The organism is Paenibacillus sp. J22FR83 (genome assembly GCF_059691955.1).
Window position 1 is genome coordinate 115,215 of the sequence record NZ_JCAUAM010000015.1, and the last position, 16,722, is coordinate 131,936.

Sequence of the window (16,722 nt, forward strand, 5' to 3'; positions counted from 1 at the left end):
TATTCCCCTTTCTTATTGCAGTCGCCTAAGGCGAGGATCTATGAAGAGATATGAAAGGTCGACTAACAGATTCACGCCCACATAGATGATTGCCGTGAAGAATACAACACCTTGCACGACAGGTAGATCCTTGGCCATAATCGCTTCTGCCAGTATTCGCCCGATACCCTGTCTAGAAAATACCGTCTCAACCACCACAGTGCCGCTCAGCAACTCTCCAATCGTGACGCCGACCAATGTTAACGCGGGGATTAGAGAATTGCGCAGCGCATGACGGTACATCACCGAACGTTCCCTCATCCCCTTCGCGCGCAGTGTCAGGATGAAGGGCTGGCCGAGCACCTCCAGCATCGTGTTGCGGACAAGCCGGACGATAAATCCAGCCCCAATCAGTCCGAGTGCAAACCCGGGAAGAACGAGCGTCTTCCATCCGTCAGATCCCATCGCAGGAAACCAGCCTAACTGGATGGAGAAGGCTAGCAGTAATAAAATACCTGTCCAGTAGGCTGGCATGGAAATGCCAAACAGTCCGACCAACCTGGCTAGAAAGTCGATGATGCCGTTGCGGTGAACGGCTGCCAGCACGCCAAGAAGAATGCCAATGACAACGGAGAATAACGTACTGACCAACGTCAACATCAACGTCGCTGGCGCATGCTTTATAATTTTAGGGAGAACAGGGTCTTTATTCACTCGCGAATATCCGAAATCCCCATGAAGTAAGTGAGAATAATAATCCAAAAATTGCTGATAGAACGATCGGTCCAATCCCAGTTCATGCCTAAGCGCTGCAAGGGCCTCTGGTGTTGTTGTGTTGCCGTTCAACATTTGCAAAACGGGATCTCCTGGGAGAACATACATGATAAAAAAAACAAGCATTGACGAGCCGATTACCACTAAAAAGGAGGTCAAAAGGCGGGTTGCCATAGTTCCTCTCACAATATCTTTCCATCCTTCCTTTATTGGCTAATGCTCACGTCATAGAACAGCGGATAGCCAAGAAGATCAAACTTCAAACCCTGAACACTGCTTGATTGCACGACAGTGTACGGATACACATATATTGGAAGAATAAGGGCTTGATCACTTAAATATTGTTGGATCTGGCGATAGATATCCTTCCGTTTTTTCGTATCCGATTCGATAGCTCCTTCATCGAGCAGCTTGTCGATGGTAGCGTCATTAAGACCTGAGAAGTTGTTGCCACCCTGAGCATGCAGACGATCCGAACGAAATAAATTGGCCAGAATGTCAGGATCAGCCTTTACTTGTGAAATGCCAGAGATATCAAATTCCCGCTTTTTTAATAAATCACTTGCGTTCGTTGTCATATTGAGTTCGACGGCTACACCAATCTCTTTCAGCTGCTGCTGCACAATAACTGCAATGTCCTTACGCTTTTCCCGACTTGCCGCTGGCTCAAGATAGTTCAGTGTCAGCTTTTTACCATCCTTTTCACGTATTCCATTCGTATTTTTTTTCCAACCCAGCTCATCCAGTAGGCTGTTAGCCTTGTTCAGATCTGGTTTAATTTTGTTTTCCAATGACTCGTTATATCCGAGTATGCCCGGCGTCAGTGCACTCCAAGCCCGCGAGTAAGTACCCAAATACAGTGTATTGACGATAACTTCCGGATCAATGGTCAATTGGATCGCCTGCCTTGCCCTCCGGTCATTCCACGGTTCATTGTGCGTATTCAGGTACAAGGAAAACGGCGTTCCGTTCGTGATGGCCTGATGAAACTTGAACTTCGCATTACTCTTGAACGCGGCGATGTTTTGTGGCGGCACCGTTTCTGCAGCTAGAATTTGCCCACTCTGTACGCTTCCGATGCGAGTTGCCTCTTCGGCAATAATCTTGAATGTCAATTTATCTAAATAGGGCGCTCCCTGATTCTCGGCTATCTTAGGCGCGGAGTTATAAGAAGGGAATCTCTCCAACACAATCTCGCTGTTCTCCTCCCACTTCACGAACTTGAATGGTCCAGTGCCTACCGGATGCTTGCCAAACTGGTCCCCCTGCTCCCGGAGCGCCTTCGGTGACGAAATACCAAAAAATGCGGAGCTAAGACCACTCAGAAACGGCTCGAATTTTTTGGATAGATTCACTTTAATCGTGTACTCGTCTACGACTTCGGTAGATGCTAAAGGTCCCAGTAGTGGACGAGCTTGGCCGAGACCGGTCGTTTTATCGAGATGATCAAAGTTTGCCTTAACCGCTTCCGCATTGAACAGCGTACCGTCATGGAATTTCACGTCCTGACGAAGCTTGAACGTATAAGACTTGCCATCATTCGATTGTGTCCAACTCGTTGCCAACCATGGCTGGTACGATCCGTCTTCCTTCTGGAACACTAGGGAATCGAAGATGTTTCGAAGCACGCGGTGCGAAACGGCATATCCACTGGCAACTGGGTCCAACGTATCTGGCGAACTTGCGAGTGCATACGTTAAATTTCCCCCTTGAGCGCGCTGAGACTCGCTTCTGTTCACGACGGTCGACTTTGTAACGGTTGTTGTGGAATTTCCCTTGTCAGAGGTGCATCCAACTAGCATCGTTGTAAATGCAACAGACAAGATGATGGATCGTCCCCAGGATGAAATGATTAATTTGTTCAAATTTCTTCTCTCCTTCTCGCTATCGTCAATCTAATTGGTACTTATCCTATTGATTTAATAGGAATTTACCATGCAATCTTATCACTCACTTTTCCTAGTAGTACATACGATTCTTAAGGAAAAAACTACGTTAATAATTGTATCTATCGAAATAACCGTTGATTTAACTTAATTCATGTATGTTACGTAATTGAAAAATTTGCTAAAATAAAAAGTTAGCTCTAGAAGTAACATTTCCGAGTAACGGAAACTTACTAATTCTGGCATAAAAAAAAGAGATGGTATCCCATCTCTTAGGTTTATTTCGTTATAGCTCACACCTAAAGAGTCAAGACCTTGATTCCCTCCGGTGCTTCAATATCTACCTCTTCCTATAGTACGGCAATCGTCCAAGCGGAACTTCAATTGCTACTCTTAAAGGCCCCGATACAGTGGTGCCATCATCTCCTACCCATGTACCTTCCGGAAAGCTTACCTCCCTCGAGCGTGCACCTTTAGTGATGACTGGAGCAACTAACAACGTACTCCCCAACATAAACTGATCTTGAATCATTTCCAATCCTTCGTTGGGGAACTCATACGCCATATGCCTTAAGATCGGTTCCCCATTCCATGCTGACGCTTCAGCAAGCTCCAAAATTTCCTCTCCGAATGAACTATGAAGCTTGGCCGCTTCTATGCAATAGTGCAAATGCTCATCGTCCAGTATCCGCCAAGGTGCAGCGGAGAACTGCATCATCGGGAACAACGCCGAACATTGAGCGGAACGCACGACAAGCTCTGCATCCAATTTATCTGATGATAAAAAGCTCGTAAATTCGCCTCCCCCGATCATATCAGGACAGGTGTACGCATAGCCGAGAAGCCCCTGGGCAAGCCCATCTGGAATTAAACAGTCAAGCCCGTTGCCTTCCCACTCATGCTGTTTGTCTTTTAGTCTCTGAACCAAGGGCTGCCCAGCAAGCTTCCAACACGCCCGGTATTCATTAAGCGGATAGTTTAAACCTACGCGTGCCCATGCTTCACTTTGCCCATTTGGCGTTGTCTTACGAAAGCTCATATCCTCATTTGCATAAAATTCTAAATCACCAGCATCAAGTTTAAAGCCGTCAATGCCATACTCCGACTGAAGAGCGTCAAGCTGCTGATGTATCCAGTTCACTGCCTGAGGATTGGTACAGTCCAATACCGCACTATACCCGTTCCACCATTTGCGAATGGCCGTCTTCCCTTCCCCATCTTTCAGCAGTATGCCTGTCGGTTCAAGCTTGCGGAATGTGATAGAGTCCGGGCTAATAAACGGGCATACCCACAGCATCACTTTAAACCCCATCGCGTGAAGTTCTTCCACCATCCCCTTTGGATCCGGGAATCGTCCTGGATGGAACGTCCAAGTTCCGTAAGGCTCATGCCAATTGTCGTCTATCATAATGACCCCTGGCGGCATTCCGTTTGCTAGCACATCTTTGGCGTACTGAAGCACTTTATCTTGCGTCGGTTCATATAACAGCTCGATCCATAGATTATATTGCGGAGCTGTGAACAGTAGTTTTTCAGGGATGGTAGGCGTGGGTGAAAAGAAAGAACGGGAGGCATGTTTGTACGCACCTCTTAAGCTTTCATGCCCTTCTTCGAACGTAATGAGAGCCGTCGCATTCTGAATCTTTACACATTCTTGGTCAATTTGAAAAGCAAACGGCTCCTCACTCCATACATATCTGCCCTTATTGGAAATTAAAAGCGGGGAGGATTGATTAGCACCGCTTGATTCCGCTAAGTTTACGCTCCAATGTGTTTTACCAAACGGCATGCTTTTGCCATCTGCCACTCTCCCTCCCCACCATAATTCATTAGGCAATAATGCAATTACTAGTTCATTATTAAACATGCAACATTCACTCCTTCTTTAGGAATGATTGTACATTCAACTATCCTATCGGGACAATCTTAAAGTATTGCCTTATACTATAACAAAATTGACTTTTTCTATTGGAGATTTCTACTTATGTTAAAACCATCTTCTTACGGATTTCGAAGCGACGATACATCCATTCTGACCTTAAATTCAATTGGTTGGCAGATCATAAACAGTCCCTCCTACTGCTTCTCAGGGGAACATCGACCCGACTGCGGAAATGTTATTTTCCAATATACACTGAATGGACAAGGTTACTTTGAATACGAGCAGCAAACTTCACAGCTACCGAAAGGAACAGGATTTCTAGCTAAAGTCCCAAGCAATCACAGATATTATTATGTAGAAAATGAAGAACCCTGGGAGGTTATTTGGCTGAATTTACAAGGAACGGAGGCTAATCGGATTTGGGATATGATCATTGAGCAAGAAGGTCCTGTTATTCAACGAGATGCCAAGTCACCACTCATCCAGGGGTTTTGGAAACTGCTGAGCATGGTAGCTGAAGATAAAATGACGGATAAATATCAATTGTCCCTCGGTGCATATGAATGGCTGCTCTCTTTAATTCAGACAAGTAAAGAAGTGAGCAGTGATATGAGTACAAATTCAAGCAATATGATTCAGATCGCCAAGAGATACATGAAAGAACATTATGCCGAAATGGTTACGCTAGACATGATCGCCGACCATTGCGGAATTAATAAACACTACTTGTGCAGGTTGTTCCAGCGCTCCGAACGAAGCACACCGCTCAACTATTTGCGTGATCGCAGGATGGAAGCGGCGATATCCCTACTTAGAACAACCGACTTGCCCATACACGATGTTGGTAAACTTTGCGGCTTTGAGAGTCCCAGCTACTTCGGTAAAATATTTCAAACCTATATGCATATGTCACCAAAGGAGTACAGGATGAAGAAGTTAGAGTTTCCTTTTGATGCCGTTTATTATGAGTAACCTCTGCATAACGTCAAAAAGCCCCCACCTTGTCATTTCAAGCATGAGGGCTTTCGTTTTGTTTTTATTCTAAGATATGGGAAAGCCTCTAGTGAGGCTATCTGATTTCAACTAGTCTATCCGCGATTCGGTGTAAGTTCATTAAGCTAAGTTTCACACAATCCATGGGATTGCCTTGGCATATGTCCTGCTCCACTACGTACCATTCAACGCCATTCTGCTCTCCCCACAACAGTATAGGATCGAAATCGATTACTCCCGTGCCAATTTCAGCATACGTCATCTTCTCATCGTTGGTCATATCCTTTACATGCATCGTTGGCATCCGATTGCTATATGGACGAATGAATGAAGCCGGGTCTTTCCCAGCTTTCTTCACCCAATAGACGTCAATTTCAGCTAGTATGGCATTATCCTCAGATGGATCAAGCAGGTATTCCAGAGCATTCGTACCATTCACACTTGTTTCAAACTCAAAAGCATGGTTGTGAAAGCTGAGGGTAAAGCCATCCTGGCTTATTTCCTTCGCAATAGCATTTAGCCCGTTTCGAAATTGTTGGTAACCTTCCTCGTTTCGAAGCTCATGGGGGACGGAAGGACAGATTAACACGGTCGTATCGAAAAGTCTTGCTTCCTTAAGCACACTGTCTATCTCACTGCTTAGCCGTTGAAAAGAAACATGCAGGCCCGCCGTTTGCAAACCTGTTTCTTGCAGGACATCGGAAATCTCTTCTGCCGAGTAACTGTGCAGACCCGCGAGTTCGACGCCTGCCCAGCCCATCTGTTTCAATTGTCTTAGCACCCCTGGAAAATCTTGCTCGCACTCGTTACGCAAGGTATACAGTTGTACCGCAAATTTCTGTTTCATTTAGTACGCCGCCTTCTCAATTGTTAAGTGTGATCCCTTGAGCTACTATCTGATCTATGGTGAGGGCAAACTCCCCGTGTCGTATCGTAATATCCCGCTTCTCACCTGGGAGCAAGTCGAAATACTCGTCACTTAACTGAATCGTTTCGTCCAATCCAAAATGTACACCATGCGCATAGGTTTCACTTGAAACCGTGCAGCGAATTTGCCCATCACCATAAGCATGAATGTTGAACACTTTTACTTGCGGGTCAGGTACAATGAGATCGCGAAACACTTCGTTGCGTATCACAGCTGGCTTCATTTCACTAGATTCACTCAACGCTCTGACGAAAATGCACGCATCGCTCGGAGAATACGTCGGTGTTACCCACTGCAACACGACTTCTCGCGAGAACGGAGGGAGTTCAATTTCGACCTCCATCGCTTGTTTCCCGCTCCCATCATAGCAGAGAACACCGTATTCTAGTTTTTCACGAATAGCTGAGCTAGTTTCATTGATCGCCGTAAGCTGTATCATCCCATTTTGTTCGCGTAGAATGAGTTTGACTGGTGCTAATGCCCGTTTCACAAAATAATAAGAAATCTTGCGGGTTAGGTAGTAATCGATAATCGACCAGCCAACCTCCCCCCAGCAATCATTGTACATCCAGAACAAGGCACCGGAACAAAACAACTTAGACCGTATAGCCTCAAGTGAATACCCAAGCATGACACCCTGACATAGGCCCGCGTATAGCAAATAATCGTCGATTGTCAATGGTTCGGTCGCCAAATAATGCTTGTTAATACCGGCGAGTACCGCATCTCTTTCGAAAAAATTCGTATGAAGCTGCCATAACTTGCTCTTGTGATCAAGCGGTAGACCCTTGTGATACAACTCCGTGGAACTTTTCCGGCAGGGACCGATATACCCATACTCCGAGACAAATTTAGCACTCACCTTGTCATATTCCTCAGGAGTAATGCGCTTATTCATATCGGTATGCATCATGCAATCATTCCAATGATGCGTGTCGCCAGCTTGGTCGCCATTAGGGTGAGCACCGCCATAAGGCGAGCTATTCCAATAGGGAATAGTCGGGCAGTTCCGCTGGACAAGGCGCGGAGCGATGTCATTGTAACAAACCGCTCCCCCGTAATAATCGGCTGCTTCCGTTTCATTCCACCATTCCTCAAAACCCCAATGATTCTCATTATTGCCGCACCAAAGTACGAGCGAACAGTGATTACGGAGCCGCTGAGTCTGATAATCGATCTCCCGCTCTACTTCGTCGCGAAACCAAGCCAAGTGATCTGGATATTTCCCACAAGTGAACATGAAATCGTGCCAAATCAGAATTCCGTACCGGTCACATGTCTCGTAAAAAATATCCTTCTCATAGATACCCCCACCCCACACGCGCAGCATATTAAAGTTGGCTTCCTTCGCTTCCCTCAGCAGAGCTTCATATTTGGCATCAGTGACCCGCGCATAAATAGCATCCGCAGGAACCCAGTTTCCACCTTTACTAAAGACAGGCACACCGTTGATTTCAAAAGTGAACGAACGCTCATCCTCATGCTCCGGGATTTTATCCATATTCAAGTGCAAGGTGCGTATCCCATACGAAAAGGAGGGATATTCAACTGCCTGCGTTGCCGTCCGAAGTGTCGCCTGAATCGTATACAACGGCTGATCGCCCATCCCATTGGGCCACCAAAGCTTAGCGTCAGGTACCTCCATCGGCATTGCTATATAGTTTAGACCGGAACGAAGACAACAATCTTTGTGAATAAGCTGCACGACCTTGCCATGATAAAGCAGTTCCAGCTTGAGCTCCGTTTCTAAGGTTTGAAAAGGATGCAAATTCTCTAGCTCTACTTGAAATTGTAAGTGTGCAGCTTTGCTGACAGCATCCAAGCTTGTTGTCGTGACATGAATGTCGCGAATTCGAAACCCTTGGGTAAATTCAATGCTCACCTCACCCATGATCCCGCACGTCACAACTCGCGGACCCCAATCCCAGCCAAATACGTATTGCGGTTTTCTCAGCATGCCACGACGATGGTCGCCCCTATGCCCAATCTGCTCGTTCTTATACACCACCTTGGCTTCACGGATTAACGCAAGATCGCTTTCCGAATAGAGCTCCAATCCCGAAGTCACGCGCACAAAGAGTTGATTAACGCCTTGCTGCAACTTCCCCTTCACATCACACGTAAATGGATAAAAAGCGCTGCGATGATGGCCCAGATGAATATCATTCAACCAGATATCGGCTTCTACATCCAAAGATTCAAATCGAAGAATGATTTGCTCAGCATGGAGCTGATCGTCCGTCAGCATCAAAGTCTTCTTAAACCACCATGAGCGTTCCTCAATCCACTCACTCGCAAAGCACTGATCTGCTACTAGCGGCTCCGCAATGATTCCTTGCGCGATGAGCGGCATATGCACATCACAAGGCAAATCGGACTGCAGCCAATTCTGCCCTTTATGCTTAACTTGAAAGTAATCGGCAGCCTGACGATAAAGCGGCTCCCACGTGAGTTGCCAATCTTCGTTTAGTTGGAGTTTCATTTTACTACCGGTTTCCACCAGTTTATTCATCTCCATGTTCGACCTCCTATTCATGCTGAATAGCTTCCATTATCATTTGGAATATTAGGAGATCCTGCAGGTAATCCTCTGGTGTCGTCTTAGGCGTGATCCCCTTCGAAACGACTTCGTGGAAATATTCCAATTCAACCACATAGGCATCCTTGTAGGTCGGTCGGACAGTCGATTGATCGAAGCTGTCTCCAATGGTCTCACTAATATGCAGCGTTGTGGGCAACTGTCTAATATATGGCGTATCGTATTGGACAAGAATAGACTTATTCTCGCCAAACACTTCAATATGCCCATCAAATCTACCTTGTTGATCTACCCCTGTCTCAAAGGTCACGTTAAAACCTTCGTATTCAAAGATCGCATTCTTGAATCTTCCCCCAAGCCATGAGGATGCTGCTTTAACCCGGACAGGCATGCCAATTAACTCTCGCATCGCCGAAATGTCATGACTATTGAGTCCAAGCAACAAGCCATAGGCGCCATACATCTCATCTGGCAAATCGCTGCCAATCGCCTCTCTCATTAGACTAGCATTCCGATCCTTGCGATCCTGCACAGCTGAAGATGGGATATCGTTGAAACGATAAACCGGACTCGATTGACGAGTGAAAAATGGATTAGGGCCAATGATATCCCGCACGCGGGCATATATAATCGGTCCTAGCGTCTTTACCTCTTCGAGCGCCTGAAGATAGGCGGGAGCAAACCGTCTCATGTAGCCTACCATGACCTGAGCGCTAGAAGCATCGCGCGCTTGGATAATCTCTTGAACCTCCGCAGGCGTCACACACATTGGTTTCTCAACGAATACATGAACATTCTTCTTCAATGCCGCCACGGTACATTCCGTATGATATTCCATATTGTTCAGTACAAAAACAGCATCAAGATCAGACTGTTCCAACATGTCAGACATGTTCAAAAATACATGCTTCACGCGATATTTCTCACCGATCTTGGCTAACAACTTGGGTGAGATATCACATATGGCCTCGATCTCATAAAGCTCAGACAGAGACTCCAGAATTGGCAAATGAACCATTTGCGCGACTTCTCCTAAACCGATAATACCTACTTTTATCTTAGTCACCATGCTATCTCCTTTGTTGGTATGAAGTGAGGCAGTTTCAAAAGTCTATGCAGACTTATTGAAACGCCTCTTTTTTCGTTATTGACCCATACATAATAAAACGACTTCCCATAATTTAAATGGATTTTTCCCATCTATTTGAGACGGATTTAGCAAATTCGGATGATTAACTGTAATTTCTGTAGTTAATTTTCTTCAATTGTCTCGATTATTAAAATTTCATAGAATTTACCTGTACTTTTTCCATCTAATCACGAAAACACCTCAAATCCGATCACATTAGCTGTAGTTTTTATATCTAAATGTGATGCGGCAGTGGGACAGCCTCTTTCCCTGTTCCTTTTACAATTGAAATACAACCGTTGGATCTGTGGAGATGTCTCTGACGATCTCTCTGTAAATGCCATTGTAAGTCATGCCAAAGGTATAAGAACCAGGCAATAATTCCTTGCTAACGCCTCCGCTTGTTGTAGCGCCAATCGTCTGCCAACTTCCCGCATAGTAGGTTGCCACACCACCGTCTAACAGATTCCCTTGGCTGTCCTTCAACTGTATAGTGACCTTGACCGTCTGAAATACGACGACGGGGTCTGTTCCTATATGTTGTACGATTTCCTTATATCTTCCCCCATACGTCATGCCAAAGGTATAGGAGCTAGGCAGTACCTCCTTGCTGATCTCGCCTCCGCTTGTATTGCCGATGGTCCGCCAGCTTCCTGCATAATACTTCACCGTACCACTATCGAGCGGATTCCCCAGACTGTCCTTTAACTGTACCTTGGCTTTAACGGTCTGAAATACGACGACAGCGTCCGTTCCTGTATGTTGTACAAACTCCTTATACGTTCCCTCATACGTGATGCCAAAGGTATAGCTCTTATCCTGTAAAGATTTGCTCGCATTTCCCAAGGCATCCGTTACGCCAAAATCTTTCCATCCGCCGTCGTAGTATTTAACCACTCCGCCGTTTAAGGGATTGCCGGTACTGTCCTTGAGTTGAACCTTCACCGTTGAAGCGGCAAGATTGAAGCTTGTGCTCTTGGCTGTCTCGCTGTTGCCCGCTACGTCGGTTGCTCGGTAGAGGACCGTATAAGCCCCCTGCTTATCAAAAGTGAGCGAAGCTGTATAAGGCGTCCATGTCGCGCCGTTATTCACGCTGTAGACGACCTGCCCAACGCTAGACACGTTGTCAGTAGCGCTTAATGTGACTGTAACAGGGCTGACGTAGGTACTGCTTGGTCCATCAGGCGCAGATGGGGATAAGACGGATGTTGTTGTTGGAGCCGTTCCGTCGATTCGGACAGTGACGGTTTGGGTCGCTTCCTGATTACCAGCCAAATCCTTGCTGTAATAATCCAGCGTGTGCACACCTTCGCCAGCGATGGAGATCGTGTTCCCTACCACGTAAGCGCTGTGATCCAAGCTGTAGAACGTGCTTGCGACGCCACTTCCCGAGTCACTCGCCGTCAAGTGAACAACCTGAGCCGTTGTCTGCCAACCGGACGGCGCATCACTGACCGTAACGGGAGGCACATCATCGACAGTCAAAGGTCTGATTTCAACATCATCGACATAAAAAGGATTGCCGGTACCGGGGATTTCCGTGTATAAAAACATGGTCGTATCGGTTACAACACCCGTTTCATTAATAATGAGACTCCCTTGAACTTGCTTCCATTCTGTAGCACTTAGGGCTGGACTGATGAACATAATATACTGTGTAATCACAGGATTACCGTCTACCTTATATTGCAAACCGATCCTAATCGTCTCAGTTGTGGTAGAACCAGATGCTAGTTTCGCCCAAGTTGAATAGTAATAGGGTTTGCCCTTTACAAGTGGGACTGGAAATTTAACACCTCCGTATCGGTCTGTCTTCGTCAACAGTAAGGACTGCTGGCCCGAATGATGTTCCGTCGAAGTCAGCGAAGGCAAGGCCTGATAAGCGTAATTAGGAGCGGCTAACGTACTGCCTTCCATGCCAGGATCTACAATCAGGTTTGTTCCTTTTACCACGTTCGTCGGTGCTGTTACCGTAACCGTTGCAATGGCCGCAATGCCCGAATCTTCCGAGGTTCCTTTAATTTGAGTTATGCCCGTACCCACGCCTGTTACCTTCCCATTGGCATCGACGACCGCCACAACCGGATTAGCGGATTCCCATTTGATCACCTTGTTCGTTGCATTGGCCGGTGTTACCGTCGCGACAAGCGTTTGCTGATTGCCGAGCGGCAAGCTGAGTGAAGTTGGTGTTAGCGACACCCCCGTAACCGCAACCGTAGCATCTACGTTGATGAGCACAGATGCAACTTTACCGCCATCTACCGTCATTGCCGTTATGGTTGCCGTACCCAAGCTTGCACCATACACCATGCCGTTCATATCCACAGTCGCTACACTTGGATTGCTCGAACGCCAGATTAATTCTTTATTGCTTACATTCACTGGTGTGAACCCAGGAACCAATGCTTTGGTTTTACCAACACCTACCGTCATTGAAGTCGCAACAAAACTTAAATTCGATGGATGAACCCAAACCGAGCTTCCCGAATCTGTTACTGGCTTAACCGCAACGTCATCGACATAGTAAACACCGCCTGGATTGTTAATCTCCGTATAGAGATACATCAGAACATTCGTTACGACTCCCGATTCCTGGATCGTGTAAGTACCTTCGATCTGTGTCCACTCTCCCGCTTTCAGACCAGGGCTTGTGAAAATAATGAGTTGCTTGGGAGGACCCCCGTCCAAGTTATATTGGATTCCTACCCTTAAAAATTCATTGGTCGTCGTGCCTGCTGCCAACTTGGCCCAAGCTGAGTACGTATACGGCTTGCCTTTTTCCACATTCACTGGAAAACTAATACTGCCATAACGTGTCGATTTCGTGATCTTGACGGACTGATGGCCGCTATGTGATTGTGTTGTATCCTTTGCAGCAGTCGCATTCTGCAGCCTATATTGTGAAGTGGTACTTCCTTCAAATCCCGGATCTTCAATGAGATTATCTCCTTTTAGTGCAACAGTTGGGGTAATTTCCAATTGAACGGAATCCAGACTGAACGCTCCGGAAGCCGTCGTTGGCACCACTTGGAGCTGTTTGATAGTTCCCGTCCAAGCAGCTAAGCTTGACGTATCAAACACATACTCGCGATAAACGGAATCATTTGGGAGCATATAGGAAGAGATCATTTTCGCCTCATTCCAACTGGTATCCCCGGTCGTCGTAAAATAAATCTTCGCCTCTTCGCCGCCCGTCATATTGTTCATTTTGACTCGAATCCGTCTAATATCAGAAGCCGCAATATCCAAAGCGTCCGGTGAAAGAATAGCAGGCTGCACACTTCCGGAAATCCCATTAGATGTCCCGCTGAATACACCATTCGCCACGACGGGATTCGTGATTTGGCTGTTAGCCGTCCAGCCGCTGCTCGTCGCAAAATCCCATGTGATCGCCGTTGGATACACGCTCACTGTTTGCGCAGTGGCATCCCACTTCGCAACTGCACCAAATGCTTGGCGAAGATAGCTAAGCGGCACCATCACCGTTCCGTTCGCAAGCTTAACAGCCGCATGTTCCAATGAAATTGCCTGATTTCCCTTATAAGCTGTAAGATCACCGACCTTTACTTTATAGACGACGTTATCCTTCACAGCAAACAGAGTTCCCGTCGAAGGGTCCCATTCCGGCTTTGCGCCTATTTGCAGATACAACTCTTTCATAGGAACCATGACGATGCCATCCTGTAAGAGTGCTGGTTGGCTGAACGGTTTATACGTACCGTCCACATAAGTTCGAATACCCGGCTGCGGAGAATAAATGGTTCGAATATAATCAATACTGATCGGTCCTACAGCGGAAATTGGATCGATCCGCATTTGCCGGATTGTCCCCGTCCAGTTCTTGTTCCTCCACGCCTCAATAATGTATTCCGTATAACCACTATCCAACGGATTTACAAAGTAGCCGACAGCTTTAGCCTCATTCCAGGTTCCATCTGTCTCCGTCGTAAAGAAGAAGCGGCCGTCAATATCATTCGCACTGTTCTTCATTCGAATGACAATATAAGGAATGTCCTCTGCCTTAATCCCAAGGTGATCAGCGGAACGAATGCCGGGATCGGTATTATTCGTTACCCCCGAAAAACTGCCATCCTGCAGGGTCACGCCCACGATCTGCTTCTCAACGGTCCAGCCCTCCGCATCGCCCGGCGTATTGAATTCCCACATGTTCCCGTACACATTGGTCATCACAGGCTGAGGTTGGTTTAAATTAGGAACCACTCTCCCCGCAGGATAGAGGGTATTGATCCGATCCTTCTGAGTCTGCGTTGGCACGCTGTCCGTATGCGGTTCACTGCTTCCAAACACATTGCGAATCCCATCCACATAACCGAAACCTGCTAGCCCCGCAGGCATGATGAAGTGACCTTCTCCAAACTCATTCCAGTTATCCAGCATTACCAGCTTCTTACCAAGACTGCCCGTAGGAAGCGATGGCATGAAGCTATCCTTCGTCCACTGCGCCAAAGACTCGAATTCCGACGGCGTCGCATAATAACCGAAGTTCAGGCCCCAAGCCGTATCATCTCTGCCCATACTCAAACCGGGGATAATATCAATGGCGCCGGCATCCCTCTCCTGCGTCATTTTCAATTTCTGAAATTCCGGATGTCCTCCAAAAGAGCCCCAGGAATACGCATACACGCCATCAAAGCCAGCAGCTTTGCGTTTCGCCAACTGCGAAGCGTCGGTCCCGTTATACACGTTCAGCAGGATAATACCTGGAATCCCCGCTTTGCTCACTTCTTCCCGTAAGTTATCCAGTTCCTTCTTCACATTAACATTGTCATCGCTGCCGTCGTTGCGTTTAAAAGCATTTACTAACTCCTCATAATTGTAGATCGTGAAAACAGGTTTTCCGTCGATCTTCATATAACGCGGATCTTTAAAATAATATTCAATCCAGTACGGAATCAGATTCGTCCGGAAATCTTCAGCATCCTTGACCTTGGAATTGAGGTTTTCGAACATAATGGCGAATTGGGTTGTATCGCTATACGCGCCATTATAATAACCGTTATCCAAAGCATGGGATAAATAAGAATCTTTAATCGGCATCCGATCCGTATCTCCGCCAAGCGGTCTGAACCAGCAGGACATCTGGAAATCGATCCCGTGCTCTTCCAGCCATTTGGACTCCCAATCCGCCGTTTCCGGGTTGCCTTCATCATAAAAACCAAGAAGAGGTGTCCGATCCGGGTACGGTTGAATCATATCCCAACCGAGATGATGGCCTTCTCGCCACATCGGGCAGCTTTGAACGCCCACTTTCGGTGCGCCCTCGATCTTACTGACCGCAACGGGAGCCGGTACATAGTCAGCCGGGAGGGGCAACGTTTTATACAAGAGAATATCGTCGAGCCACATCTCTCCCCGATATGAAGCGGCGGTTGTAAATTTGATGCTGTCAACAGCGGTCGCGCCTGAAGCGAGAGCCACACCTTGCGTATCAAGCTTATCATTGATATAGATATCCGCTGTAGCCGTCGCCCAGTTCACCTTGATCTGAATGTGCGTCCACAGATTTGCTAGATACGCGTATTCCAACGGAACAGTTTGCCCGCTTCCGTTGACATAAGCCAATTTACCGCCCGCTGTCGTTAATTTAATGACGCTCGTCGTGCCACTCCTTAACTCAGCTTCCAACCCATCCGCTTTCTGCTTGTAAAAAACCTTGAAGTCGTAAGTAAAATTATCCGCCATTGGTGATATCGCTTTAGACAGACTCATACTGCCGGTGCTACTAGCCGCGTTCAGCTTCATGCTGTTAATATCCGGCTGCGGGGAACTAAGCATACTGCCGACGGTGATTGCGCCCCCTGACGTAACTGCAGTCCAATCCTGTGGAATCGCGCCACCGTTAATGACCGAAATCAGCCTCTCATTAACGGCGTACCCTTTATAAATTTTCAAAGGCCCAAAGAAGAATTCCCCCATGGAGGCATCGCCTGTTTTCACTTGAAACTGGTTCAAATTCGCTACGGCATTTTTGAAGGATGCACCGTTCGCCTTCATCACGCCATTGATATACACATCTGTTGTGTGCGTGTTCAGGTTGATAACAACCTTGATGCCATATTCGATGTTTGCCGCATAAGACTGCAGAGGAACTATGGTGTTTGCACCTGTCTCCAGACTAAGCGTATTGTTTTGCGTAATTAAACTGACGCCTACGACCTCATTGCTGAGCAACTGCCATTTCAAACCGTCTATGATGGACAATGGCTTAATTCGAAATTCCATAGTCAAACTGCCTGCGCTTTGGGAAACAAATTTCTTATTCATAGAAACGGGCAGCACCGTGCTCGTATCGCTGATTTTGAAATTCGTATTGTAAAGGGAGACCAACGCCCCTCCTGCAGCGCGAACATCCCACCCGGATGGTTGACTATTCCCTGGCGTCAAGGCTGATAAGAACGAGAAATCCTCATCCATGACATACCCAACTTCCGGAGTTGCTCCTTCCGCACGAGCATGCGATGGCTCAAATATAGTTATGAAAGCGCATACAATTAAGGCTGTAACGATCATGCTTAAGAGCTTTTTAATCATTATTAAACGCCCTTTCCGATTGGATTTATTGGTCTCTTGTCAACAATGACCCTGCCTAGG

8 protein-coding genes are annotated in these 16,722 nt (G+C 46.8%); 1 reads left to right on the forward strand and 7 read right to left on the reverse strand.

Going from position 1 to position 16,722, the window contains the following annotated elements; translation table 11 throughout:
• Window positions 1-12: 12 nt before the first annotated feature.
• The 3 genes from AC58PV_RS25410 to AC58PV_RS25420 all read right to left on the reverse strand — a co-directional run bounded on the left by AC58PV_RS25410 (window position 13) and on the right by AC58PV_RS25420 (window position 4,506).
• Window positions 13-927: an ABC transporter permease gene (locus tag AC58PV_RS25410; protein WP_497435491.1), complete on the reverse strand. Its 915-nt coding sequence runs from the start codon at window positions 925-927 to the stop codon at window positions 13-15.
• A 32-nt stretch (window positions 928-959) separates the two neighbouring features.
• Entirely contained in the window at window positions 960-2,618 is a 1,659-nt protein-coding gene (locus tag AC58PV_RS25415) for an ABC transporter substrate-binding protein (RefSeq protein WP_497435385.1), read from the reverse strand.
• A gap of 361 nt (window positions 2,619-2,979) precedes the next feature.
• A complete protein-coding gene (locus AC58PV_RS25420; protein WP_497435386.1) occupies window positions 2,980-4,506 on the reverse strand; it encodes a glycoside hydrolase family 31 protein in 1,527 nt (508 codons plus the stop codon).
• A gap of 117 nt (window positions 4,507-4,623) precedes the next feature.
• On the opposite strand from AC58PV_RS25420, the gene AC58PV_RS25425 reads away from it, so the two are divergent.
• A complete protein-coding gene (locus AC58PV_RS25425; RefSeq protein ID WP_497435388.1) occupies window positions 4,624-5,493 on the forward strand; it encodes an AraC family transcriptional regulator in 870 nt (289 codons plus the stop codon).
• A gap of 97 nt (window positions 5,494-5,590) precedes the next feature.
• On the opposite strand, the gene AC58PV_RS25430 is transcribed toward AC58PV_RS25425, so the two are convergent.
• The 4 genes from AC58PV_RS25430 to AC58PV_RS25445 all read right to left on the reverse strand — a co-directional run bounded on the left by AC58PV_RS25430 (window position 5,591) and on the right by AC58PV_RS25445 (window position 16,662).
• Entirely contained in the window at window positions 5,591-6,361 is a 771-nt protein-coding gene (locus AC58PV_RS25430) for a sugar phosphate isomerase/epimerase family protein (RefSeq protein ID WP_497435389.1), read from the reverse strand.
• Window positions 6,362-6,377: 16 nt separating this feature from the next.
• A complete protein-coding gene (locus tag AC58PV_RS25435) occupies window positions 6,378-8,960 on the reverse strand; it encodes a glycoside hydrolase family 2 protein (protein WP_497435390.1) in 2,583 nt (860 codons plus the stop codon).
• A gap of 10 nt (window positions 8,961-8,970) precedes the next feature.
• The gene (locus AC58PV_RS25440; protein ID WP_497435391.1) at window positions 8,971-10,050 is read right to left on the reverse strand and encodes a Gfo/Idh/MocA family oxidoreductase; all 1,080 of its coding nucleotides are present in this window, start codon (window positions 10,048-10,050) and stop codon (window positions 8,971-8,973) included.
• A 339-nt stretch (window positions 10,051-10,389) separates the two neighbouring features.
• Window positions 10,390-16,662, reverse strand: coding sequence for an OmpL47-type beta-barrel domain-containing protein (locus AC58PV_RS25445; protein ID WP_497435392.1), 6,273 nt, complete (start codon window positions 16,660-16,662; stop codon window positions 10,390-10,392).
• Window positions 16,663-16,722 lie beyond the last annotated feature (60 nt).

Bases quoted from the DNA above. Each gene is read 5' to 3' on its own strand.
- AC58PV_RS25410 (WP_497435491.1), bottom strand. From the start codon at position 927: ATGGCAACCCGCCTTTTGACCTCCTTTTTAGTGGTAATCGGCTCGTCA.
- AC58PV_RS25420 (WP_497435386.1), bottom strand. From the start codon at position 4,506: ATGTTTAATAATGAACTAGTAATTGCATTATTGCCTAATGAATTATGG.
- AC58PV_RS25425 (WP_497435388.1), top strand. From the start codon at position 4,624: ATGTTAAAACCATCTTCTTACGGATTTCGAAGCGACGATACATCCATT.
- AC58PV_RS25430 (WP_497435389.1), bottom strand. From the start codon at position 6,361: ATGAAACAGAAATTTGCGGTACAACTGTATACCTTGCGTAACGAGTGC.
- AC58PV_RS25435 (WP_497435390.1), bottom strand. From the start codon at position 8,960: ATGGAGATGAATAAACTGGTGGAAACCGGTAGTAAAATGAAACTCCAA.
- AC58PV_RS25440 (WP_497435391.1), bottom strand. From the start codon at position 10,050: ATGGTGACTAAGATAAAAGTAGGTATTATCGGTTTAGGAGAAGTCGCG.
- AC58PV_RS25445 (WP_497435392.1), bottom strand. From the start codon at position 16,662: ATGATTAAAAAGCTCTTAAGCATGATCGTTACAGCCTTAATTGTATGC.